This window comes from Mycobacterium sp. NGS49 (assembly GCF_059812565.1).
The window spans coordinates 1-22,859 of the sequence record NZ_JCALCX010000028.1 but is presented as its reverse complement, the minus strand read 5'-3'; the positions used below and the strand labels follow the sequence as shown (position 1 = coordinate 22,859).

Sequence of the window (22,859 nt, the reverse complement as noted above, 5' to 3'; positions counted from 1 at the left end):
CGTTTCAGTTATTCTCTCCCGCATGGGTGATGCATCACTGACAACCGAACTCGGCAGCGTCCTGGTCACCGGGGGCTCCGGCTTCGTCGGCGCTAACCTGGTGAGAACGCTCTTGGAGCGTGGACACCGGGTACGTTCGTTCGACCGCGCGCCATCGCCGTTGCCCCAGCACCCGAATCTGGAAGTGCTTCAGGGAGACATCACCGACAAAGCCGTCTGCGAAGCGGCGGTCGACGGCATCGACACCATCATCCACACTGCGGCGATCATCGACCTTATGGGTGGCGCGTCGGTCACCAAGGAATACCGGGAGCGCAGCTTCTCGGTCAACGTCGGCGGCACCCAGAACCTGGTGGCAGCCGGCCAGCAGGCGGGAGTCAAGCGATTCGTCTACACCGCATCCAACAGCGTGGTGATGGGCGGGCAGAACATCGCCAACGGCGACGAAACGATGCCCTACACAAGCCGTTTCAACGACCTTTACACCGAGACGAAAGTGGCCGCCGAGAAGTACGTTCTGGCGCAGAACGGCGTCGAGGGCATGCTGACCTGTTCAATCCGGCCCAGTGGCATCTGGGGCAGCGGCGACCAGACCATGTTCCGCAAGTTGTTTGAAAGCGTGATCAAGGGCCACGTCAAGGTGTTGGTGGGACGCGAGTCGGCCAAGCTGGACAACTCATACGTGCACAACCTGATTCACGGTTTCATCCTGGCCGGAGAGCACCTGGTGCCGGGCGGCACGGCGCCCGGCCAGGCCTACTTCATCAACGACGCCGACCCCATCAACATGTTCGAGTTCGCCCGCCCGGTGGTCGAGGCATGTGGTGAAAAGTGGCCCAGAATAAGGGTTTCCGGACCCGCCGTGCACCGGGTGATGACGGGCTGGCAGCGGTTGCACTTCCGGTTCGGTTTCCCCGCGCCACTTCTCGAGCCGCTGGCCATCGAGCGGCTGTACCTGGACAACTACTTCTCCATCGAAAAGGCGCGCCGCGACCTGGGCTACGAGCCGCTGTTCACCACCCAGCAGGCGCTCAAGGATTGCCTGCCCTACTACGTCGACCTGTTCCACAAGATGAAGGCGGAGGCTCAGGCCGCCAAGAAGCAACGGGTCAACTCCTAGCGGAAGCTCACCATCTGGGCGCCCCAGGCATCCCGGATTCGCGCGTCGACGTCGTGCACCACCGTGTCGGACTTGTCGATGACCAGGCAGGCGCGATCGGTCTGGTCATAGCGCGGCCAGGCCAGCTCGCCGGCCGGACCCGCCGGCTCGCCGCCGGTGGCGAAGTTGATCCAGCGGGTCTGCATCCGCGTAGCCACCGCCATCGCGCTCTTGGCCCCACCGAGCTTGAGCGTCACGTCCTGCGGTCCCCCGAGATTGCCCCAGATGTAAGGCAATTCGGTGGCGTGCGCGGCCCGGACCAGCAGCACCTTGAACAACGGTGTGGCGTAGTCGAAGCGGTACATGTACACCGGCGCCACCGCGCTGTGACCTTGCGCGAGCCAGACCGTCGGCAACCGGAAACCGATATCGGTCGCCATGCTGACCACGCGCGACTTGTGGCGGCCGGTATACGCCGACCCGATCTCGTCCAGCGTCGGCAGTTGCAGGTCGGGCTGTTCGGCGGCGATCTGGTCGAACATCGAGGTGATGGCGCGCGGGGTGATCGGCATCAGCGGCGAGCGCATCAACCGAAACAGCGCCGCCTCGTTCTTATTGGTCCCGATGATGAGCGGCACCGGCAGCAGCCGGCCTTCCTCCGCCAGCTTGACGGGGTAATCGGGCAGCAGGTCACCATCGACGATCGGGACGAATGCCAGGGTGCCGGGGTTGCGCACGGGCACCTCATTGAACACTTCATGCGTCGCCGCAACGAGCGCCTCGGTCGAGACCTCGGTCATCCGCCGCACCTCGGCGGCTGCGATGCCCAGCTTTTCCAGCAGGCTCGTCGCGACCCGTCGGCCCCGTTCCTGGTCGTACACGGAGGTGGCCGGTGAGCTCTGCGCGATCGCGCGAACGAAAAGGCCCTGGGCGGCCGGGCTGGCGAGCAGGGTGGTCACCAACCCGGCGCCGGCGGATTCGCCGAACACGGTGACATTGCCCGGGTCGCCGCCGAACGCCGCGATGTTGTCACGCACCCAGCCCAGCGCCGCCAGCACGTCACGCAGCCCGATGTTGGAGTCGAACGGTCGCTGCCAGGTGCTGAACGATGACAGGTCCAAAAAGCCCAGGGCGCCGAGCCGGTAATTGACCGTGACCACGATGACATCACCGGTAGCCGCCAGTGCCCGACCGTCGTAGAGCGGCTGACTGCCGGAGCCCAGCACGTAGGCGCCGCCGTGCAGCCACACCATCACGGGCTTCCCGGCACCGGGCTGGGCGCCGGCCGGCGCCCAGACGTTCAGCCGCAGGCAGTCCTCGCCCAGCGGGGCGCCGAGGTCGAGCGGCATCCTGGGCACCACCGGCTGTGGGCAGGCCGGACCGTATTGGGTGGCGTCGGCGACCTCGGTCCACTGCTGCGGCGGTTCGGGCGCCCGGAACCGCAATTCATCGAGCGGCGGTGCCGCATACCGGATGCCTTTCCAGAACTTGACGTGCCCGTCGTGGCCACCCCGCACCGGCCCGTATCCGGTTTCGACTACTTCGGTCGCCATTGCTCTCGAACTCCTATTTCCCGCTTCGCCCCGAACGTCCGTCGATCACGGCACAACAGCTCTCCACTTTAATCGCGTTTCGGGGCGGCGCTGCCGGACCAATGCCGGGTGCGGCTCCCGGCGACACGGGTGATCGCCGCAGCTATGGTTGCCGTCAACCCATGAACACCGAATTCACGCTCACCCAGAAACGCGCTCTGGCGATCTTCACCCTGCTCGCCCTGGCATTCGGCGCGTACTTCCTGCGCGACTATTTCGTCCTGATAGTGGTGGCCGCGGTCGGGGCATACCTGTTCACGCCATTGTTCAACTGGTTCAACAAACGACTCAACACCGGCCTGGCGGCCACCGCCACCCTGTTGTCGGCGCTGGCGATCGTGATCGTGCCGGTGGGACTGCTGGTGGCTCTGGCGATCATGCAGATCGCCCGGATGGTGGACTCGGTAGCCGGCTGGGTCAGGTCGACCGATATGAGCACTCTGGGCGACAAGACCCTGCAACTGGCCAACGAGCTGTTGGGCCGGGTGCCATTCGTGCACCTGCACGTCACCGCCGAGATGCTGCGCAAGGCGCTGGTCTCCGCTGCCCAGAACGTCGGGCACTGGCTGTTGGGAGTGCTGCAGAACACGGCCGGCAGCCTCGCCGGCACGATCACCTCCGCCATCATTTTTCTGTACGTGTTCGTCGCACTGCTGGTGCACAGCGAGAAGTTACGGACGTTGATCGGTCAACTCAACCCGCTCGGCGAAGAGGTCACCGATCTGTATCTGCAGAAGATGGGTTCGATGGTGCGCGGCACGGTCGACGGCCAGTTCGTCATCGCCTTCTGCCAGGGCGTCGCCGGCGCCGCGTCGATCTATCTCGCCGGATTCCATCACGGCTTCTTCATCTTCGCGATCGTGTTGACCGCGTTGTCGATCATCCCGTTGGGCGGCGGCATCCTCACCATTCCCTTCGGCGTGGGAATGATGCTGTTCGGCAATATCGGCGGCGGTGTTTTCGTGGTGCTCTTCCACCTGATCGTGGTCACCAACATCGACAACTTCCTGCGACCGATCCTGGTGCCGCGGGATGCCCGGCTCAATTCGGCGCTGATGCTGCTGTCGGTGTTCGCGGGCATCTCGATGTTCGGCCCGTGGGGCATCATCATCGGCCCGGTGCTGATGATCATCATCGTCACCACCATCGACGTCTATCTCGCGGTCTACAAGGGCGTCGAGCTCAAACCCGCCGATACACCGGATATGCCGAAACCCATTCGCCGCAAGTGGTTTCCGAAGGTGTTTTCAAAGGAAGCTAAGTCAGCCGCTCCTTGAGGAACTCGACCACCCGCTTGCGCGCCTCGTAGGCGGGCTGCCCGTCGATCTCGCGGACCTCGTCGGTCAGCACCGAATGCGCCATGCGGCCGAAGCCGTGCTCGTTGCCCGGGCCGGAGTCGATCTCGATCACCTCGAACGCGTCGCCCAGCCGCTGCTTGAGCGTCTGGAAGCGTTCGCCGGGTGCCATTCTGTCCCCGCTGAACCGCAGCCCGAGGGCGCACAGGTCCCCCTTGGCGCAGCGATCGGCAACCACGCTGAGCTCCGACTCACTCATCCCGGGGTCGCGGCGCTGCTTGGCCGTGAGCGGGAAGGGCACCGAGGGTTGGCTGAGCACCGGAGCCAGCACACTGTCATCGACGGCCGCGGCCAGCGCGAAGCCGCCGGTGAAGCACTGGCCGATCACCCCGACGCCCCTGCCGGGCGCCTTCTCGTGGAGATCGCGGGCCAGGGCGCGCAAGAACATCGACACCGGTCGCTGTTTGTTGGTGGCCATTGCGGCGAACTCTTTGGCCACGCAGCCGCGGCCGATTTCGGCCACGATGTAGCCCGGCGTTTTCGGCCGGCCCGGCACGCCGAAAAGGGACGGGATAGCGACGGTGAACCCGTTGTCCACCAGATGATTGCCCAGGCCCAGCACCCCCGGGTGGATGCCCGGCATCTCCGGGATCAGCACCACGCCCGGGCCGGACCCTTTGCGGTAAACGTCGTAGGTGTAGCCGGCACCGGTGAACGGCGCCGCCTCCCACCCGGCGAGATCTGCTTCGGGTGCGGTCACGAGACGGTCCCTTCTGTCGACCTGCTAGCGGCTGGGTAGCGGCTGCGCGGACTGCGTGGCAGCCGCCAGCGTGCGGAACTGATCGGGGGTACCGGCACCGGTGATCGCGACCTGGGTGGGTCCGGCCGGGCTGGCCAGTCGGGTGGTCCACACCGGCTCGACCGCACCGTTCCGGTCGGCCCCCTGGTAGATGATCCAGCTGGTGCCCGCGACGTCGACGTTCCCGGTGGGGTACATGCCCGGATGGATGGAGCCGACCAGCTTGTCCTCGTCGGCATTGCTCTGCGTCAGGCTCAGATACATACCCGTCGGGCTGATGTATCCCACCGTCGAGGTGGCGGCATGCAGCCGTTGTCCCGCGGCCGCGTCCGTGCGTCCGGCGTCGATCCCGCCGCGGCCGCCCGAATTGGGCTGCCAACCCGGCGGCAGTTGGGGCAACCGGATGGGGAATCCCAGCGTCGCGGCGTCCGCCCGCAGCGCCGACGCCGCGTCGTAGGACGGGACCTTTCCTTTGTTCGTGCCGCCCGGTGCGAGGGAGCACATCCCCACCATGCCCGCCAGCAGGACGCATCCCAGCACCAGCGGCATCAGCGACCAGAACATGTCGCGTCCGTCCTGCAGCAACCGCGGCTTGGCCGGCTTGGGGGCAGGATGCGGCTCCGATGTCACACCGCAAGTATCCCAGCTCCAGTCGAGTGTTCTGCTTCTGGGACAATCGGCAACCATGAATGAAGGTCGCCAACCATGACTGCAGAGGGATCAGGCTCGCCGCCGACCGTTGCGACGCCGTCGCACGCCCGGCCGCGTGGTGAGGCCCCCGACCGCAACCTGGCGCTCGAGTTGGTGCGCGTCACCGAGGCCGGTGCCATGGCGGCAGGCCGCTGGGTCGGCCGCGGCGACAAGGAGGGCGGCGACGGGGCCGCCGTCGACGCGATACGCGAACTGGTCAATTCGGTGTCGATGCGCGGCGTGGTGGTCATCGGTGAAGGCGAGAAGGACGAAGCGCCGATGCTCTACAACGGCGAGGAAGTCGGCAACGGGGACGGCCCGGAATGCGACTTCGCCGTCGACCCGATCGACGGCACCACGCTGATGAGCAAGGGCATGCCCAACGCCATCTCGGTGCTGGCAGTGGCCGACCGCGGTGCGATGTTCGACCCGTCGGCGGTGTTCTACATGAACAAGATCGCCGTCGGCCCCGAGGCCGCCCACGTGCTGGATATCACCGCACCGATCGCCGAGAACATCCGGGCGGTCGCGCGGGTCAAGGAGCTCTCGGTGCGGGATATGACCGTATGCATCCTGGACCGCCCTCGGCATGCCCAGCTGATCGCCGATGTTCGTGCGACGGGCGCTCGTATCCGGCTGATCACCGACGGCGACGTCGCCGGCGCCATCTCCGCGTGCCGGCCCGACTCGGGCACCGACATGCTGGCCGGTATCGGCGGTACCCCCGAGGGCATCATCACCGCGGCGGCAATCCGTTGCATGGGCGGGGCCATTCAGGCTCAATTGGCACCCAAAGACGAGGCCGAGCACCGCAAGGCGCTCGACGCCGGCCACGACGTCGACCGGGTGCTGACCACCCGGGATCTGGTATCGGGTGAGAACGTGTTCTTCTGCGCGACCGGGGTCACCGACGGCGACTTGCTCAAGGGCGTGCGCTATTACCCGGGCGGCTGCACCACGCAGTCGATCGTGATGCGGTCCAAGTCGGGCACCGTGCGCATGATCGAGGCCTACCACCGGCTGTCCAAGCTCAACGAGTACTCGGCGATCGACTTCACCGGCGACAGCAACGCCGCCTATCCCCTGCCCTGACACCTAGACAAGCAAGGATCCGATTCATGGCCGATAGCGCCGAATACCGCATCGAGCACGACACCATGGGCGAGGTCCGGGTGCCGGTCAACGCGTTGTGGCGCGCCCAGACCCAACGCGCGGTCGAGAACTTCCCGATCTCGGGCCGCGGCCTGGAGCGCACCCAGATCCGCGCGCTGGGACTGCTGAAAGGCGCTTGCGCGCAGGTGAACAAGGACCTCGGACTGCTCGACGCCCAGAAGGCCGAGGCGATCATCGCCGCGGCGGCCGAGATCGCCGACGGCAAGCACGACGACCAGTTCCCGATCGACGTCTTCCAGACCGGGTCGGGGACCAGCTCGAACATGAACACCAACGAGGTGATCGCGTCGATCGCCGCCGCCAACGGGGTGAAGGTGCACCCCAACGACGACGTCAACATGTCGCAGTCGTCCAACGACACCTTTCCGACCGCCACCCACATCGCGGCCACCGAGGCCGCGGTGCGTCATCTCATTCCGGCGCTCGAGGTGCTCTACAGCGCGCTGTCGGCCAAGGCACTCGAGTGGCAGACGGTCGTCAAATCCGGCCGCACCCATCTGATGGACGCCGTTCCGGTGACCCTCGGCCAGGAGTTCAGCGGCTACGCCCGCCAGATCGAGGCCGGCATCGAGCGGGTGCGCGCCACCCTGCCCAGGCTGGGCGAGCTGGCCATCGGCGGCACGGCGGTCGGTACCGGGCTCAACGCCCCCGAAGGCTTCGGCGTCAAGGTGGTCGCGGTGCTGGTCGCCGAGACTAATCTGTCCGAGTTACGCACCGCGGCAAACTCTTTCGAGGCGCAGGCGGCACGCGACGGGCTGGTCGAGGCCTCCGGGGCGCTGCGCACCATCGCGGTGTCGCTGACCAAGATCGCCAACGACATTCGCTGGATGGGGTCGGGCCCGCTGACCGGCCTGGCCGAAATTCAGTTGCCCGACCTGCAGCCGGGCAGCTCGATCATGCCTGGCAAGGTGAATCCGGTTCTGCCGGAGGCGGTTACCCAGGTCGCCGCGCAGGTGATCGGCAATGACGCCGCGGTTGCGTGGGGCGGCGCCAGTGGTGCTTTCGAGCTGAACGTCTACATCCCGATGATGGCGCGCAACATTCTCGAGTCCTTCAAGCTGCTGACGAACGTGTCAAAGCTGTTCGCGGAGCGGTGCATCACCGGTCTGGTCGCCAACGTCGAGCACCTGCGCGAACTGGCCGAGTCCTCGCCGTCAATCGTGACGCCGCTGAACTCGGCCATCGGGTACGAAGAGGCGGCCGCGGTGGCCAAACAGGCGCTCAAGGAGCGAAAGACGATCCGCCAAACCGTCATCGATCGGGGTCTGATCGGCGACAAGTTGTCGGAAGAGGAACTGGATCGCCGCCTCGACGTGCTGGCGATGGCCAAGGTCGAGCCGATCGACTAGAGCTGTCGGGCGATCCGGTAGTCCCGAGCCGCAGGTACCCTGCGGTGAACGCGGTGTACGGCTATCTCGGTAGAGGCGGCCGGTAAGAGTAAGGGTGATTCAGTAATGACGGTTCCCCCCGGTGGTCCCTACGGACAGGATCCCTACGGTCAGGATCCCTACGGAGCGAACCCGTATGGGCAGCAACCGTATTGGGGCGGCCAGCCGCAGGGCCAGCCGGCCGGTCAGCCCGGGTCCTACCCCTATCCGCCGCCGGGCGGCCAATACCCACCGGGTACCGATCCGTACGGCGTCCCTGGTTACCCGCCCCAGCAATACCAACCGGGACAACAGGTTCCCCCCGGCTGGCAGCCGGGGCCCTACCCGCCGCCGTCGGGCTCGAGTTCGAAGCTGCCGTGGCTGATCGTCGCCGGCATCGCGGTGCTGGGGGCCATCGTGCTGGTGGTGATCCTGGTCGTTGCGCTGAACAACAACGGCGACGAGACCCCTGCGGCCGGCCCGTCCGGGGCGACCAGCGCCGCGACGTCGGGACCCGAGACTTCGATGCAGACCGCGACCGGCTGCACCCCGAACGTCTCCGGCGGCAACAAGCCCACCGGTGACACGGTTTCTGCCGGCAAGCTGTCCTTCCCGGCGACCGCGGCACCGGGCTGGACGCCGTATGTGGACGACCAGAACCCGAACCTGATCGACGCAGTGGGTCTCGGCGCGGAGGTGCCGAACGCCAGCCAGTGGATGATGCAGGTCGAGGTCGCCCTCACCAACTTCGTGACCAGTATGGACGTCACTGCGCAGGCGTCGAAACTGATGGAATGCGTCGCCAACGGTCCCGGATACATCCAGTCGAATCCCACGCTCGGCCCGAAGAAGACGTCGTCGGTGACGGTCGACGGGGTCAAGGCCGCACGGGTCGATGCCGACATCACGATCGCCGACACCAGCCGCGGCGTCAAGGGCGACACCGTGACGATCATCGCCGTCGACACCAAGCCGGTCACGATCTTCCTGGGCGCGACCGCCATCGGCGATAAGGCCTCCGCCGCCATCGTCGACAAAGTCGTTGCCTCGCTGAAGGTTTCGAAGAAGTAACGGCCGCCCGTCGGCTAGGTCCGGTCGGCCGGCGTCCAGACGTGCGTCGGCTCGGACCGGCCGCGCAGCACCGTCGAGTAGCACTCGTCCCAACGCCTGCGCTCGTTCTGCGCGGCGCGGTCAATTGCCGCACCGGAGCAGAGGATTCGGCGCTCGGAGGTCTTGGCCAGGTCGGCCAGCCGGGCGGCTTCGTTGACTGCGTCGCCGATCACCGTGTATTCGTACCGGTTTTCGGCACCGATGTTTCCGGCGAAGACACGTCCCGCCGAGACGCCGATACCGAAATCCACCATCGGGAGCAGACGCAGCTTGCCGCCCAGGGCACGCGCCGTCCCCAACGCTGCCGCCGCCGGTTCGTTCGTCCGCAGTGGCGCACCGAAGATGACCAGTGCCGCGTCGCCCTCGAACTTGTTGATCAGGCCCTGAAATTCCTCGACGGTGCCCACGACGATCCGGAAGAAGTCGTTGAGTACCTGCGCAACCTCTTGGGGCGGGTGGCTCTGGGTGAGCAGGGTGGAACCCACCAGATCGATGTAGAGGACCGCGGCGTCCACCACATCACCGGACAGGGTGGCGCCCTCCTCGAGCGCGCGCCGCGCCACGTCGGTCCCGACGTGTCGGCCGAACAGGTCGCGGAGGCGGTCCCGTTCCTCGAGCCCGTTCACCATGCGGTTGAATCCGCTTTGCAGACGCCCGATCTGGGACCGTTCGTAGACCCCGACGTAAGTGTCGATGTGGCCGCGCTCGACCTCGGCCATCGCGTCGGCGACCTCGGCAACCGGATCCGAGATCGATCGCGATGTCAGGATCATCGTCGGCATGCCCAGCAACAGCGCCGCCAACGACACCACCAGCACGGGCACGTCCAGGGATGCCGACTTGTCGACCAGCCAGCCGAAAGAGCGCAGTAGGACGAGGGTTGCGATAACGCCGATGGGCAGTGCGCTGCACAGAAACCACAGCAGAACCAGGCGGGCGAAGACTCCCGGTACCGCCAGCCGGGGTTCACAGCCCCGGGTGGCCACCACCATGATGGGCCGCAACGTGCGCTGGGCCAGCAGTAACCCGGTGCCCGCGGCGGCGGCGGCTCCGATCGCCACGCCCAGCATCAGGGGTACCAGCAGTGCAGCTCCACCATGACTGTTGACCACCATCATCACAGCGCCACACAGCACCCAGGTCGAGGCCAGCAGGACCGACTGCCGGCCGGCAAGCCTCATCGCAGCCTCCCGCTGCTCGGAAGTCGGTTCATCACCCGCGACATACCAGCGCAGCGTGGGGCCGAGGATGAGGGGACCCGCGACAGCGACCGTGATGGTCCCCAATACCACCAGGACTGCCACCAGAACGGTGTTCTTCTCCGCGAAATCGGCGTCGGCGACGCCGGGAGTACGACCGCGCAGTGGAATCAGGATGGCCGCAGCGTCGATGACGGCGATGACGTAACCCAGCGCCAGGTCGATTCCGTACTGGATCGACAGCTTCAGCGCGGACTGCGGCGCCTCTGCCCTAGGCACCGTTATTCGGCCCGCCCGAATTCTGCCCGGGAATGTCGGTGATCGGGAAGTTGGGCATCGGCTTCGGTGACGGGGTGTTCGGCAGAGCCGGGATCTCGCTGACCGGAATGTCGTGTAGCTCGTTGACGGGCGGGCCGTTCTCCCGGCTGCCGTAACTGCTGCCAGGTGCCCGCGGCCCGAGCAGCTCGCTGACCGTCACGAGGCGGTAGCCGTTGGCCTTGAGCACCGGAATGAACTGGTAGACCAGATCGACGGTGCTCGAGTAGGTGTCGTGAAAGAGCACCACGGAGCCCGGCTTGATCTGCGACATCAGCACCTGCCGCGTTGCCGCGGTGTTGGAATCGTTGGCCCAGTCGAAAGGGATTACGTCCCATAGGATTTCGGCAAGACCGGCGTTGGCGGCGGCCTGCCGCACCGCCGCATTCGAAAGCCCCCCGGCGGGCCGGTACAGCGCAGGCTTGCGGCCGGTCGCGGCCGCGATCGCGTCGTTGGCCCGGGAGAACTGCGCGGCGATGTCCTGGGGCGGAATCGTCGTCATGTTGGGGTGCTCCCAGGTGTGGCTGCCGATCTCCATTCCAGCCTCGGCGATCCGCTTGGCACCGGCCGGATTGGCCGCCACCTTGTTGCCGATCAGGAAGAACGTGGCCTTGGCGTCGTTGTCCTTGAGAATCTGCAGCAGCCGGTCGGTGTACGGGCTCGGGCCGTCGTCGAAGGTGAGCGCGACGCACTTGACCATCGCGCAACTGGGGTTGTCGGCGCGGGTGACGTGGCCGGTCAGACCGCCGATCACCAGCACGGCGACCGCGACCACGACACCGAGAACCATGCGCCCGTAGCGCCAGGCCTGATTATCGGGTCGTTTCGGCACCAGGGAAGTTTACCGAACGTCGGGCGCGCGACCTCGACGCCGAGTGTGCCGTGGCGGCTTGCGGTGTGCATCCAGGGCGTGATTCCGGCGAGTTTCCCGCCGTGGACGCACACGCGAACGCCGCCCAGGCGCCACAATCAGTGCGGCCCGGTGATCTCCTCGAGCATCTCGGTGACCAGCGCGGCGATCGGCGAGCGCTCACTGCGCAGCAGCGTGATGTGGGCGAACAGCGGGTGCCCTTTGAGCTTCTCGATCACCGCGGCGACGCCGTCGTGCCGACCGACCCGCAGGTTGTCCCGCTGTGCGATGTCGTGCGTCAGGACCACCCGGGACCCGGTGCCCAGCCGGGACAGCACGGTGAGCAGCACGTTGCGCTCGAGGGACTGGGCTTCGTCGACGATGACGAACGAGTCGTGCAACGACCGTCCCCGGATGTGGGTCAGCGGCAGTACCTCGAGCATGCCGCGGGACAGCACCTCGTCCAGCACGGCCGGACTGGCCAGGCCTTCGAGGGTGTCGAACACCGCCTGCGCCCAGGGGCCCATCTTGTCGCTCTCGCTACCGGGCAGGTAACCCAGCTCCTGGCCACCCACGGCGTACAGCGGGCGGAACACGACCACCTTGCGCTGGGTGCGACGTTCGAGCACCGCTTCCAGTCCCGCGCACAGCGCCAGCGCCGATTTTCCGGTGCCGGCCTTGCCGCCGAGCGACACGATGCCTACCGACTCGTCCAGCAGCAGGTCCAGAGCCACCCGCTGCTCAGCCGAGCGCCCGCGCAAGCCGAACACCTCGCGGTCACCGCGGACCAGCTGAACGCGCTTGGCCGGAGTAACCCGGCCTAGCGCGTGGGAACTCCCGCCCAGCAGCCGAATCCCGGTGTGGCACGGCAAGTCCCGGGCCTCGGCCAGGTCGATCTCGCCGTCGGAGAACAACGCGGCGATGTCGTCCGGCGCGGTCTCGATCTCGTGCATTCCCGACCAGCCTGAGGCCACGACGTCCTGTGCGTGATACTCGTCGGCGGCCAGACCCACCGCGGCGGCCTTGACCCGCAACGGAATGTCTTTGCTCACCAGCGTCACCCGCTTGCCCTCCGCGGCGAGGTTGGCGGCGCAGCTCAAGATCCGCGAGTCGTTGCTGTCGGTCCGGAAACCGGCGGGCAACACCGTCGGGTCGGTGTGGTTGAGCTCGACGTGCAGTGAACCACCTTGTGTGCCAACCGGAATGGGCTGGTCCAGCCGGCCGTGTTCCAATCGCAGGTCGTCGAACAGACGCAACGCCTGGCGCGCGAACCAGCCCAGCTCATGGTGGTGGCGCTTGGCTTCCAGTTCGCTGATTACCACCAGCGGGACCACCACCTGGTGCTCGGCGAACCGGCTGCATGCCCATGGATCGGACAGCAGGACGGAGGTGTCGAGCACGTAGGTCCGGGTTTCGGTCACGGGGCGCTCCTCGAGCGGATGACGCTCGGGCGGACCCACGCGAGCGTGTCGGCGGGGGCCGCGGCACCAGGACCGGGGCCGGTCCTGCCGTAATCGTGACGGAAGGTGCCGCCCTGGCAGCAGAGCAAGTCGCTGACCATCACCGGCGACGCTACTCCGGTGGCGGCACCAACGCAGCGCAGGCGCGCCGAGACGCTATCGAGACACGCAACCGCAACACGGCGGGTGTGCGAAATCGACTGGAATTCTGGCTAGTCCGTGACGAAGCGCTTCAGCGCAGGCTCGTCGGCCAGGCCCCAGGCTGTGATGCGCTCGGAGACGACCTGCTGCAGTTGGCCGCGATCGAAGATGCCCGCCTCCGCCACCGCCTGCAGCTTGTCCCGGTACGCGTCAATGTCCGCGCCGGGGACGTCGAGGTCGGCGGCACGAGCGGCAATCGACTCGATCACCTCGTCGCGAGAGTAGTCCAGCAGGTGGGCGATCAGGTTGGCGAAGAATTCCTCGTGCCGCGCCTCGTCCCGCGCGATCCGGTCGACCAGTCCGGCCAGGATCGGCTCCTCGATCTGCGCGGCGAGGTTACGGCAGAACGTGCCGTAGGCGCGCTCCGAGAAGGTCATGTAGACCAGGGTGTCGATCTGCGAGTACTTCTCGGTGCGGTAACCCTTCATCACGTACTGCACCCGGGCGTCCTCGTTCTCGGCCGGGTCGACCTCGCGGGTCACCACCAGGTATTCGCGCAGCGCGATGGCGTGCAGGTGCTCCTCCGCGGTCCACCGGCCGATCCAGCGGCCCCAGTACTCCTCGAGGATGAAGTGCTCGACGAACTCGCGGTGGTGGGCCGCCAGGTTGTCCTTGAGCAGGAGCATGATCTCGCACGCATCGGTGATCGACCGGGGCAGGGTTGCCTGCGACGGATCCCAGTCGCGGCCGCCGAGAAACGCGAAGTTCTCGCCGCGGTCGAAGGGTACGTAGTCGTGGGCGAACCAAATCTCTTCGGTGGCGAGATGGCGGGCCAGGTTGGCCTCCACCACGGGCTCGAGTTCCAGCGTCAGCGCATTAGCGACAGGTTTCTGTGCCATGCGGTTACTGTAACCCGCATTCACAGGTTCTTTCAAATTTGGGTGGGCGTGTCGCGGATCACCCGGGTGAGCAGACTCAGCGCCCGATCAGGGCCCAGTCCTCGATCCCCTCATAGAGCGGAAACTCCCTGGCCAACCGGGTTACCCGCGCACCCAGCCCAGCCACGTCCGCCGACGTGCCGCCGGCCAGCGCGGTGGCGATGATGTCGGCGACCTCGGAGAATTCGGCATCGCCGAAGCCGCGGGTCGCCAGGGCGGGCGTCCCGATGCGCAGACCCGACGTCACCATCGGCGGCCGGGGGTCGTTGGGGACGGCGTTGCGGTTGACCGTGATGCCGACTTCGTGCAGCAGATCCTCGGCCGCCTGGCCGTCGAGTGGCGAGTTACGCAGGTCGACCAGCACGAGGTGCACGTCGGTGCCGCCGCTGACGACCGATACCCCGGCCTTGGCGACGTCGTCAGCCAGCAGGCGGTCAGCGATGATCCGCGCACCCGACACCGTGCGCTGCTGGCGCTCGGCGAACTCGGGCGTGCCGGCGATTTTCAGCGCCACGGCCTTTCCGGCGATGACATGCATCAGCGGTCCGCCCTGCTGGCCGGGGAACACCGCGGAGTTGACAGCCTTGGCGTACTCCTGCTTGCCCAGGATCATGCCGGAGCGGGCACCACCGAGCGTCTTGTGGATGGTCGTGGACACCACGTCGGCGTAGGGCACCGGGGACGGGTGCAGCCCCGCGGCGACCAGGCCGGCGAAGTGCGCCATGTCGACCCACAGCTTGGCGTCGACCTCGTCGGCGATCGACCGGAACGCCGCGAAGTCGAGGATCCGGGGGTAGGCCGACCAGCCCGCGATGATCACCTTCGGACGGAACTCGAGCGCCTGTTGACGTACCACATCCATGTCGATCAGATGTGTCGTCGGATCGACGCCGTAGAAGGCGTTCTCGTACAACTTGCCGGAGAAGTTCAGCCGCATGCCGTGGGTCAGGTGGCCGCCGTTGGCCAGGTCCAGGCCCAGCAGCCGCTCGCCGGGCGACATCAGTGCGGCGAGCACCGCGGCGTTGGCCTGGGCGCCCGAATGTGGCTGCACATTGGCGAAATCGGCACCGAACAGCGCCTTGGCGCGGTCGCGGGCGATGTTCTCGACCACGTCGACATGCTCACAGCCACCGTAGTACCGCCGGCCCGGCAGGCCCTCGGCGTACTTGTTGGTCAGCACGCTGCCCTGCGCCTGCAAGATCGATCGCGGCACGAAGTTCTCCGACGCAATCATCTCGAGGGTGTCGCGTTGCCGCCCGAGTTCTTTGCCCAAGAGCTCTGCAATATCGGGATCGACCTCGGCGAGCGGTGCGGACATCAGGGCGGCCGAGGCCGGGGTGGCGACGCGGGCGTCAGGAGTAGCAGTCACGGGCATCAGTCTATCGAGGCCCTCATTTCACAGCTGAAGCACGTTTTGTCCAGCCCCACCGCCGGTGCCGCCTACGTTCCTGAGAGACTGGCACCATGCCGCGGCCGAGCGAGCCGAGCCCCTATGTCGAGTTCGACCGACGGCAATGGCGCGCGCTCCGCATGGCTACTCCGCTGGCACTCACCGAAGAGGAACTGGTCGGGTTGCGCGGCCTCGGTGAACAGCTCGACCTGCTGGAAGTCGAAGAGGTCTACCTGCCGCTGGCGCGGCTCATTCACCTCCAGGTAGCCGCTCGCCAGCGCCTGTTCGCCGCCACCGCGGAATTCCTCGGCGAGCCTCAGCAAAACCCCGACCGCCCGGTGCCGTTCATCATCGGGGTCGCGGGCAGCGTCGCCGTCGGGAAGTCGACCACGGCGCGTGTGCTGCAGGCGCTGCTGGCCCGCTGGGATCACCACCCCCGGGTGGACCTGGTGACCACCGACGGTTTTCTCTACCCCAACGCCGAGCTCACGCGGCGAAACCTCATGCACCGCAAAGGTTTTCCTGAAAGTTACAACCGCCGGGCGCTGATGCGATTCGTCACGTCGGTGAAGTCTGGATCCGACTACGCCTGCGCGCCGGTGTATTCCCACCTGCGCTACGACATCATTCCCGGTGCCAAACACGTCGTCCGCCATCCCGACATCCTCATTTTGGAAGGGCTGAACGTGCTGCAAACCGGTCCGACGCTGATGGTGTCGGACCTGTTCGACTTCTCGCTGTACGTGGATGCCCGGATCGAGGACATCGAGGAGTGGTACGTGTCGCGGTTCCTGGCGATGCGCAGTACCTCGTTCGCCAACCCGGAATCGCACTTCCACCACTATTCGGCGCTGTCCGACCCGCAGGCCGTGGTCGCGGCGAAGGAGATCTGGCGCTCGATCAATCGGCCCAACCTGGTCGAGAACATCCTGCCGACGCGGCCCAGAGCCACCCTGGTGCTGCGCAAAGACGCTGATCATGCCATCAACCGGCTGCGGTTGCGCAAACTTTAGAGTCGCCGAGCGCGACCGCTACCCGGGCAACCCGGCCGTGCCGAACAGTAAGCCGCCGGAACCGCCTACCGCACCGTCACCGTCATTGCCGATCAGCCCCGAGACCGCCGGCGCGTGCGCCGGGAGTTCGGGTGCTGCAACCAGGAAAGGCATGGCGTGTCCTATCGTTCGACGGCGCACGCGGCGAATCGCAGAATATGCGCGGCTGACCGATCACGCGGCGAGATTCGTATCCTCTTGGCGAAGACGAATCCGCGCCGCTGCGGACAGGGCAGACTGCACGTGCATTACGGCGAAGGCTGTGCACTCTGCACAGCCGCTCGCCGATCAGCCCGCCCTGCCGTCAGCACCCCTTGTCCCCGATATGCTGCCCGCCCCGGCGGCCCCGGAGCCGCTGGCGCCACCCGCACTGCCGTAGGTGGACGGCGCACCCGCAACCGGGGTGGATGTCCAGCTGGCCGCCGTGACGCCGCCGGCGCCCACCACTCCAGCTGCCCCGCCGATTCCGCCCGCCCCGCCGTTACCGAACAGCCCGGCAGCGCCACCGGCACCACCCGCCTGACCGGTCCCGGCCGGACCGGCAGCGCCACTACCCCCGCTACCCCACAGCAGGCCGCCGGCGCCGCCGGCTCCACCCGGGGCGGTGGCGTGGGCGCCGTCGCCGATCAGAGGGCGACCCAACAGCAGCTGGGTGGGCGCGTTAACGGCGCCCAGCACGGCCTGCTCAACCGCCTGCAACGGTGACGCGTTCAACGCCTCGGCGGTCGCATATGACCCGCCGGCACTGGTCAGCGCCTGCACGAACTGTTGGTGGAAGAAAGCCGCCTGGGCGTTGACCGCTTGGTGCGTCTGGGCGTGTGTCGAGAACATCGCGGCAATCGCCGCCGACACCTCGTCGGCACCGGCCGCCGCGAGCGCGGTCGTGGGGCCGACCGCGGCGCTGGTGGCTTCGCTCAGCATCGATCCCACATTCGCCAGTTGGCTCGCAGCATGCACCACCGCGTCCGGCGCGGCAATCAGGAATGCCGTCGCTGTCCTTCCATCGGGTTCCATCAAGGCCGCGTCGGCCAGGCAATGCGCCAATCAACAACGGGCCCAACATCTCTTGAGTCTTGCCAGCTTGCCTCGCCAGACACTGGGACGACATCGTGCAGAGTGCACAGACCCGGTTCGCGGCGAGGTGCACTGTGCACAGACGCTGAAAAGGGTCGGGAAGGGGCAGTCGGTCAGAAAACGAAGAAGGCGACATTGCTGGCTCGGACGTCAGCACTCCGGAGCGGGGGTGATATGAACTTTGCGCAATCGGTCAGCGGGTTGGGCATTCCGGTAAATTCCGGCTCGTGGCTGATGTGGTGATCGCCGGTGGCGGCCCGAACGGACTGATGCTGGCCTGCGAACTCGGGATGGCCGGCATCCGGCCGGTGCTGCTGGACACGAGCCCAGGTCCCAACACGCAGCGACGTGCGGCGGGCATTGTGGGCCAGGGAGTCCGGATCTTCGACCACCGCGGCCTGTACGACACACTCGCGGAAACAACAGAGCCCCCGCGGCCGGCCCCCGGCTCGTTCTTTGCCGGCTTCGGATTCGGTTTCGCCGAGGTGCCGAAACACCAGCTGTACACGTTGCGGGTGGAACAGCCCAGGCTCATTGAGGTGCTTGTCGCCGCCGCCCAGAGATACGACGTCGACTTTCGCTGGGGTCACGCCCTGACCGGTTTCGAGCAAGACGACGATGGCGTCGTCATACACGTCGCGGGTCCGGACGGCCCCTATGAACTGTCGGCCGAATACCTGGTGGGCGCCGACGGCGGCTCAAGTCTCACCCGCAAGCTGGCAGGCATCGGTTTTCCAGGGATGTCGTCCTACGACGTGACCGAGCATGTGGCGTTCGGAGTCCTGCCGCCTCTGGACTGGGTTGATTCCGACACCGGGGCGCTGAACGTCCCAGGGGTCGGCGCCATTCCGCCGCGGCAATACTTTCGTGCCGTCGGAGGAATATTCGGGTGGGGCCTGAAACTGACGGACCGGGCCGGGGCATTCACGATTGAACTCGACAACTCACCACGTGAGAACCCTGACCTCAACGGCGACAATTCCCCCGCCAGCATCGCCGAGCAGGAAGCCAGCATCGAGCGCGTGCTCGGGGTACCTGTCCCGCTACAGGTCGAATCCAGTGACGTGGCACCTGATCTGCGCCTTTATCGCGGCGTGAACTCGAGGATCGCGTCACAATACCGGCTGGGCCGGGTCATCCTCGTCGGCGATGCCGCGCACGTGCAGCCGCCGCTCGGCGGCCCCGGTCTCAATCTGGGTCTGCAGGACGCAGTGAACCTCGGCTGGAAGCTGGCGGCTGTACTCGACAAGCGCCGCAGTACTGAACTGCTCGACACCTACGAAATCGAGCGCCGGCCCGCCGCCGAGCGGGTGATCATGCACAGCCGCGCTCAGCTGGCGCTCATCCGGCCAGGCGTCGAAGTCGGCGCCCTGCGGGAACTCTTCGGCGAATTGCTCGCGGAGCCGGAAGTCGTGCGTCACCTCGGGGACCTCGTGTCCGGCGCCGACATCCGCTACGGCGCAGACGCGACAGACCATCCTCTGGTCGGACGTTGGGTGCCCGATTCCGCCGTGGCGAACTCGTCTGGAACGGCCCGCTTCGCGGAGCTCGCCCGGACCGGGAAGCCGTTGCTGATCGATCTGACCGAGCTGGGAGTGGTGCACGCCGCGGCCTCGGCCATCGCGAACCGAATCGTCGTCGTCGCCGGGCGCCCGGTGGAGGAATCGTCGGCCACGGCTCTGCTGGTACGCCCCGACGGCTATGTGGCCTGGGCGTCCTCGTCGCAGACGCCTGACTTGGACGAACTCGATCGCGCACTCACGTTCTGGTTCGGTGTCACCACCACAACCCGCTGAGTCCCCCGAACGGCGGACCCCCGTTGTCCCCCGTTCGTAGTACCCGAAATTCATCCCGCCGCCGGCCGATCGGAGGACAACGCAGAGGCGCAACTCCGGGCATCGTGGTGTAGCTGGGCACTTCCGCTTAGCACGTCAATATCGACGAGGAGACAACTGATGAGCCACGAAGTCCTTTTTCAAGAGACGGACGCCTCATACGCGTGGGCGGTCTTTGTAGTCGAAGACGTCGACGCGTGACAACCGTGTCGGTCCTGCGGGGCCGACACGACAAAGCACTCATACCAACAGGCCAAGCGGGGCCGCACACCGCAACGCTCAGGCGGTGGCAACCCCGCTCGGCGGGAAGGGGAATTACGCCGCCAGGCGGCGCACTCCCAGGTACTGCAGGCCGGCGAACGCCAGCGTGTAGACGCCGCTGGCCAGCGTCGCACCGACCCCGAAAGACGTCATCGGCACCAACTCTGCGGCGGCGATCGCCGCCACGGTGTACACCAGGTTCCCCGCTACGACCCCAAGCCCGGCGCGGCGCAGGTTCGGCAATGCAGCGAGGCTGAACACCACCAGTCCGTAGAGGACGAAGAAGGCGCCCATGCTGTATTCCTGTTCGGAGGTCAGACCGGTCAATCGCGACACGGGGTCGGCAGCGATGGCGACGATCAACCCCATCAGACCCGTCAAGGTGGCATCGGCTCGCATGGCGAACCGCAGTAGCGAGTCGTTGGAATCGGACAGCGGACGGGTCGGCGCACCGGAAATTGCGGTCATGGTGAGATCTCCTTGGTCTTCGGGCGTTGGGTCGGGTCGAACACCTCTGACCGTGCCGCGTTATCACTGCCAGATCGACGCATGGCACTGCCAATTACTGCCAGACACCCGATGACCAGGGATTTTGCCTGCGCTCCCGCACGGACGAGGGACCGGTTAGACGGCTTTCGCCTCGAGCACGCTGAACGGCGAGGCGGTGGGCACCACCCGTTGCAGTCGATAACCGGCGCGGTGGAAGAGCCGCTCGAACTCCGCGGCGCTGCGCTCGCGAGCATCGAGCGCCAGCAGCATTTCCAGGTCCAGCCAATTGCCCACGAATTCGCGGTGATGTTCGGGAACCACGAACTCGATCAGCAGGAGGTGACTGCCGGTCTGCGCCGCATCGCGCACGTTGCGCAGGATCCGCACCGCGTCGTCGTCGGGCCAGTCGTGAATCACGCTCTTGAGGACGTAGGCGTCGCCGTCGGCAGGCACCGATTCGAAGAAGGAACCCTCGGAGATCTTGATGCGGTCGGCTACGCCCCGTTCGGTGATGACGGCCGGGGCTCCCGCCACGACCTGGGGCAAGTCGAACAACACGCCGCGCGCCGTGGGGGTGGCGGCCAGGATTTCGGACAGCAGCCGACCATGACCGCCCCCGACGTCGACGATGGTGGCGAAGGGGCTGAAGTCGTAGGCGGCGATCACGGGTCCGATCGACATCGCAGATCCGGCGGTCATGGCCTGGTTGAAGATCTCGCCGAGCTCCGGCTCGGACGCCAGGTATTCGAACGCCGGCTTGCCGCGCAATGCCGGGACGACCGATCGGCCGGTACGGATGGCATCGGTGAGATGGCTCCAGTGCTCGCGGTGCTGTCGCGAACCCAACCACCGCGCCCACCCGCCGAGCGGCACCTCCGCGTCCCGCCGAAGCGTGTCCGCGAGGGGGGTGAGTTCGTAGCGGCCGTCCCGGCGCTGCCGAAATATGTCACGGCTGATCAGTGCCCTGAGCAATCGCCTGATGGCGTCGGCGTCGGCGCCGACCGCAGCTGCCAATTCCTGCGCGGACAACGGCCCGTCGGCGAGCGCGTCGGCAATGCCGAGTTCCGCAGCCGCGACGATCGCCTGGGCCGCCCACATGTCGGTGACCATCTCCATCATCGCGACCGGCGGCGGCACCAGGCGCCGGTGCAGGCGGGCGAGGTGATGTCGTGCGGTGTCGATCGTTCGCACGAGCCTGGCGGGAGGAATTCTGGAAGGCATGGCTGACTCCGTCTGGTGTGTTCGCGGTCAGGGTTCTCGGGCTAATCGCTGGCGACCGTGACCCGGCCCCGCAGGTCGGCGGCAATCAACCGGGCCGCAGCGTTCTGCCAATTGTGCAGTGAGCGCTGCGGTACCTCGTTGACGAACCACTGCCATGCTTGCCGGGCGGTCGGATTCAGTCCTGCGGCGGTGGCGTTCTGAGCGTATGCGCGAACACCGACGACATAGGGGAAGTACAGGGAGTTGTAGTAGCGCCATTCCTCGGTGGTGCCGAAGTCGCCGGCGTCGCGGGGCTTGAGCCGGCCGATCCCGTCGGCGAGCACCGCTTTGAGTTCGTTGGCGCGCTCTACCGGGTGGTCCGGCGCGCCACGCGCGGCCAGCCGTTCGTCGATCACCGGCAACGCGGTCAGCGGACTCGCGACCAGTTTGGTCAGATCGCCATAATGGCCCAACGCCCGCCGGGTCAGCCGGACGAACGTTTCGTCGTCGACGTCGACCAGTGGATCCTGCAGCCGCAACGGCAGCGCCGCCCCCGCATCACGCAGCGCGGCCCGGTTGGCCCGCAGTTCCGGTGACCGGGAGAACGCCAGCCGGTCCAGCACACCGGCCAGCGGGTCCGCGAGCACCTGCACCGTGATCGCGATCGCCAGACTGGTGAACAGCAGCACCGTCATCGCGGTCTGCGCGGTGGGTTCCCTCCCGGTCACCGCCAGGCCGACCAGCGCCTGGCCGCCGAACAACACCGACACCACCGAGCAGCCGGCAAACGAGCGCAGCATGTCGGCGCGCAACGCCTGCCCCTCGTCAAAAGAGTCCCACACCGCGACGGCCACCCCGAGCAGCAGCACATCGAAGCCGGTCGATGCCAGCGCAAGCCAACTCGGCACCAGTCCCAGCGGGATGATCAGGATGGCGTTGGCCAACGCGAAGAACAGCGTTGCGACGACGACCATTCCCGTTTGGCGCCGGTTGACCGGCGTCGTCGGCCGGGCGGGCCGCAGCACCTTGACGGCCATCGCGCCGAGCGTGGATAGCGAGATCACCGCAAACATCAGCCAGTGCCCCAGGCGCAGCGGACCGTCGACGCTACCGGCCATCGCCGCGGCGAGCAGTGTGAACGCCGCGACGGCACCGATGAGAAGCACTTCACCGGTCCGCGCCCGGGGGCTGTCGGACGGCCGCGCCAGTTCGACGAGTACGGCGAACCACGCCACGCTGGGGACCGCGACAAGGTAAACCTCGAGCTGGCTCAGTAGCTGGGCGTGTGCCGCGCTGGTGGTGCGCACCGCGTCCAGTGCCACCACCGCGGCAAACCCGCAAAGCCCGATCGACGCCAGCACGAGCACCGGCTTGCGCGGATCCCGGGCGAGTAGATAAAGCCCGAGCCAACCGCTCAGCGTGAACACCACCGCCGACAGCGCAGCCATGGGACCAGTGTGTCACGCGGCCGCCGGAATCTGACCGGCCTCACCTGGAACCGTCGGGCGCGCTCCTCAGCCCACGCCGGTC

19 protein-coding genes and 1 pseudogene are annotated in these 22,859 nt (G+C 66.9%); 7 read left to right on the top strand and 13 right to left on the bottom strand.

Features of this window, described 5'->3' with window-relative positions:
- Positions 1-10 precede the first annotated feature (10 nt).
- Positions 11-1,120, top strand: coding sequence for a 3-beta-hydroxysteroid dehydrogenase (locus tag AC5Y7D_RS24010; protein WP_499928385.1), 1,110 nt, complete (start codon positions 11-13; stop codon positions 1,118-1,120).
- On the opposite strand, the gene AC5Y7D_RS24005 is transcribed toward AC5Y7D_RS24010, so the two are convergent.
- Positions 1,117-2,652, bottom strand: a complete 1,536-nt coding sequence (locus AC5Y7D_RS24005) for a carboxylesterase/lipase family protein (RefSeq protein ID WP_499928336.1) — start codon at positions 2,650-2,652, stop codon at positions 1,117-1,119. The two genes, AC5Y7D_RS24010 and AC5Y7D_RS24005, sit on opposite strands and share 4 nt — an antisense overlap.
- Before the next feature lie 161 nt (positions 2,653-2,813).
- Here AC5Y7D_RS24005 and AC5Y7D_RS24000 point away from each other — a divergent pair, with 161 nt between their 5' ends.
- On the top strand, positions 2,814-3,968 hold the full coding sequence (locus AC5Y7D_RS24000; protein ID WP_499928335.1) for an AI-2E family transporter: 1,155 nt from the start codon (positions 2,814-2,816) through the stop codon (positions 3,966-3,968).
- On the opposite strand, the gene AC5Y7D_RS23995 is transcribed toward AC5Y7D_RS24000, so the two are convergent.
- Together AC5Y7D_RS23995 and AC5Y7D_RS23990 are read right to left on the bottom strand one after the other, a co-directional pair.
- Positions 3,949-4,746 (bottom strand): dienelactone hydrolase family protein, encoded by a 798-nt coding sequence (locus AC5Y7D_RS23995; RefSeq protein WP_499928334.1) that lies wholly within the window; start codon positions 4,744-4,746, stop codon positions 3,949-3,951. The genes AC5Y7D_RS24000 and AC5Y7D_RS23995 overlap by 20 nt on opposite strands.
- A 24-nt stretch (positions 4,747-4,770) precedes the next feature.
- On the bottom strand, positions 4,771-5,415 hold the full coding sequence (locus AC5Y7D_RS23990) for a DUF4245 domain-containing protein (RefSeq protein ID WP_499928333.1): 645 nt from the start codon (positions 5,413-5,415) through the stop codon (positions 4,771-4,773).
- A gap of 75 nt (positions 5,416-5,490) precedes the next feature.
- Between AC5Y7D_RS23990 and glpX the strand changes: the two genes are divergently transcribed.
- The 3 genes from glpX to AC5Y7D_RS23975 all read left to right on the top strand — a co-directional run bounded on the left by glpX (position 5,491) and on the right by AC5Y7D_RS23975 (position 9,086).
- Positions 5,491-6,567 carry a class II fructose-bisphosphatase gene (glpX, locus tag AC5Y7D_RS23985; RefSeq protein WP_499928332.1) on the top strand — a complete coding sequence of 359 codons (1,077 nt, stop codon included), beginning with the start codon at positions 5,491-5,493 and terminating at the stop codon, positions 6,565-6,567.
- A 26-nt stretch (positions 6,568-6,593) separates the two neighbouring features.
- The gene (locus tag AC5Y7D_RS23980) at positions 6,594-7,997 is read left to right on the top strand and encodes a class II fumarate hydratase (RefSeq protein ID WP_499928331.1); all 1,404 of its coding nucleotides are present in this window, start codon (positions 6,594-6,596) and stop codon (positions 7,995-7,997) included.
- Between the two features lie 105 nt (positions 7,998-8,102).
- Positions 8,103-9,086 (top strand): hypothetical protein, encoded by a 984-nt coding sequence (locus AC5Y7D_RS23975; protein ID WP_499928330.1) that lies wholly within the window; start codon positions 8,103-8,105, stop codon positions 9,084-9,086.
- Between the two features lie 14 nt (positions 9,087-9,100).
- Here AC5Y7D_RS23975 and AC5Y7D_RS23970 read toward each other — a convergent pair whose 3' ends face one another.
- From AC5Y7D_RS23970 to glyA, 5 genes are all read right to left on the bottom strand, one after another.
- The gene (locus AC5Y7D_RS23970) at positions 9,101-10,543 is read right to left on the bottom strand and encodes an adenylate/guanylate cyclase domain-containing protein (protein WP_499928384.1); all 1,443 of its coding nucleotides are present in this window, start codon (positions 10,541-10,543) and stop codon (positions 9,101-9,103) included.
- Between the two features lie 52 nt (positions 10,544-10,595).
- The gene (locus AC5Y7D_RS23965) at positions 10,596-11,471 is read right to left on the bottom strand and encodes a polysaccharide deacetylase family protein (protein WP_499928329.1); all 876 of its coding nucleotides are present in this window, start codon (positions 11,469-11,471) and stop codon (positions 10,596-10,598) included.
- A gap of 137 nt (positions 11,472-11,608) precedes the next feature.
- Positions 11,609-12,910 carry an RNA 5'-3' helicase PhoH2 gene (phoH2, locus tag AC5Y7D_RS23960; protein WP_499928328.1) on the bottom strand — a complete coding sequence of 434 codons (1,302 nt, stop codon included), beginning with the start codon at positions 12,908-12,910 and terminating at the stop codon, positions 11,609-11,611.
- Positions 12,911-13,161: 251 nt separating this feature from the next.
- Positions 13,162-13,989, bottom strand: coding sequence for an acyl-ACP desaturase (locus AC5Y7D_RS23955; protein WP_499928327.1), 828 nt, complete (start codon positions 13,987-13,989; stop codon positions 13,162-13,164).
- Positions 13,990-14,065: 76 nt separating this feature from the next.
- On the bottom strand, positions 14,066-15,346 hold the full coding sequence (glyA, locus tag AC5Y7D_RS23950) for a serine hydroxymethyltransferase (protein ID WP_499928383.1): 1,281 nt from the start codon (positions 15,344-15,346) through the stop codon (positions 14,066-14,068).
- Between the two features lie 146 nt (positions 15,347-15,492).
- Here glyA and coaA point away from each other — a divergent pair, with 146 nt between their 5' ends.
- Positions 15,493-16,431: a type I pantothenate kinase gene (coaA, locus tag AC5Y7D_RS23945; protein WP_499928326.1), complete on the top strand. Its 939-nt coding sequence runs from the start codon at positions 15,493-15,495 to the stop codon at positions 16,429-16,431.
- A gap of 18 nt (positions 16,432-16,449) precedes the next feature.
- Here the strand turns inward: coaA and AC5Y7D_RS23940 are convergent, their stop codons facing one another.
- On the bottom strand, positions 16,450-16,584 hold the full coding sequence (locus AC5Y7D_RS23940; RefSeq protein WP_499928325.1) for a hypothetical protein: 135 nt from the start codon (positions 16,582-16,584) through the stop codon (positions 16,450-16,452).
- 177 nt (positions 16,585-16,761) lie between these two features.
- Positions 16,762-17,484 (bottom strand): annotated as a pseudogene (locus AC5Y7D_RS23935) (PE family protein); the annotation flags it as partial.
- A gap of 287 nt (positions 17,485-17,771) precedes the next feature.
- Between AC5Y7D_RS23935 and AC5Y7D_RS23930 the strand changes: the two are divergent.
- Positions 17,772-19,340: an FAD-dependent monooxygenase gene (locus AC5Y7D_RS23930; protein ID WP_499928324.1), complete on the top strand. Its 1,569-nt coding sequence runs from the start codon at positions 17,772-17,774 to the stop codon at positions 19,338-19,340.
- 354 nt (positions 19,341-19,694) lie between these two features.
- On the opposite strand, the gene AC5Y7D_RS23925 is transcribed toward AC5Y7D_RS23930, so the two are convergent.
- The 3 genes from AC5Y7D_RS23925 to AC5Y7D_RS23915 all read right to left on the bottom strand — a co-directional run bounded on the left by AC5Y7D_RS23925 (position 19,695) and on the right by AC5Y7D_RS23915 (position 22,777).
- On the bottom strand, positions 19,695-20,108 hold the full coding sequence (locus AC5Y7D_RS23925) for a hypothetical protein (RefSeq protein WP_499928323.1): 414 nt from the start codon (positions 20,106-20,108) through the stop codon (positions 19,695-19,697).
- 156 nt (positions 20,109-20,264) lie between these two features.
- Positions 20,265-21,350 carry a methyltransferase gene (locus AC5Y7D_RS23920; RefSeq protein ID WP_499928322.1) on the bottom strand — a complete coding sequence of 362 codons (1,086 nt, stop codon included), beginning with the start codon at positions 21,348-21,350 and terminating at the stop codon, positions 20,265-20,267.
- Between the two features lie 41 nt (positions 21,351-21,391).
- A complete protein-coding gene (locus AC5Y7D_RS23915; RefSeq protein WP_499928321.1) occupies positions 21,392-22,777 on the bottom strand; it encodes a hypothetical protein in 1,386 nt (461 codons plus the stop codon).
- Positions 22,778-22,859 lie beyond the last annotated feature (82 nt).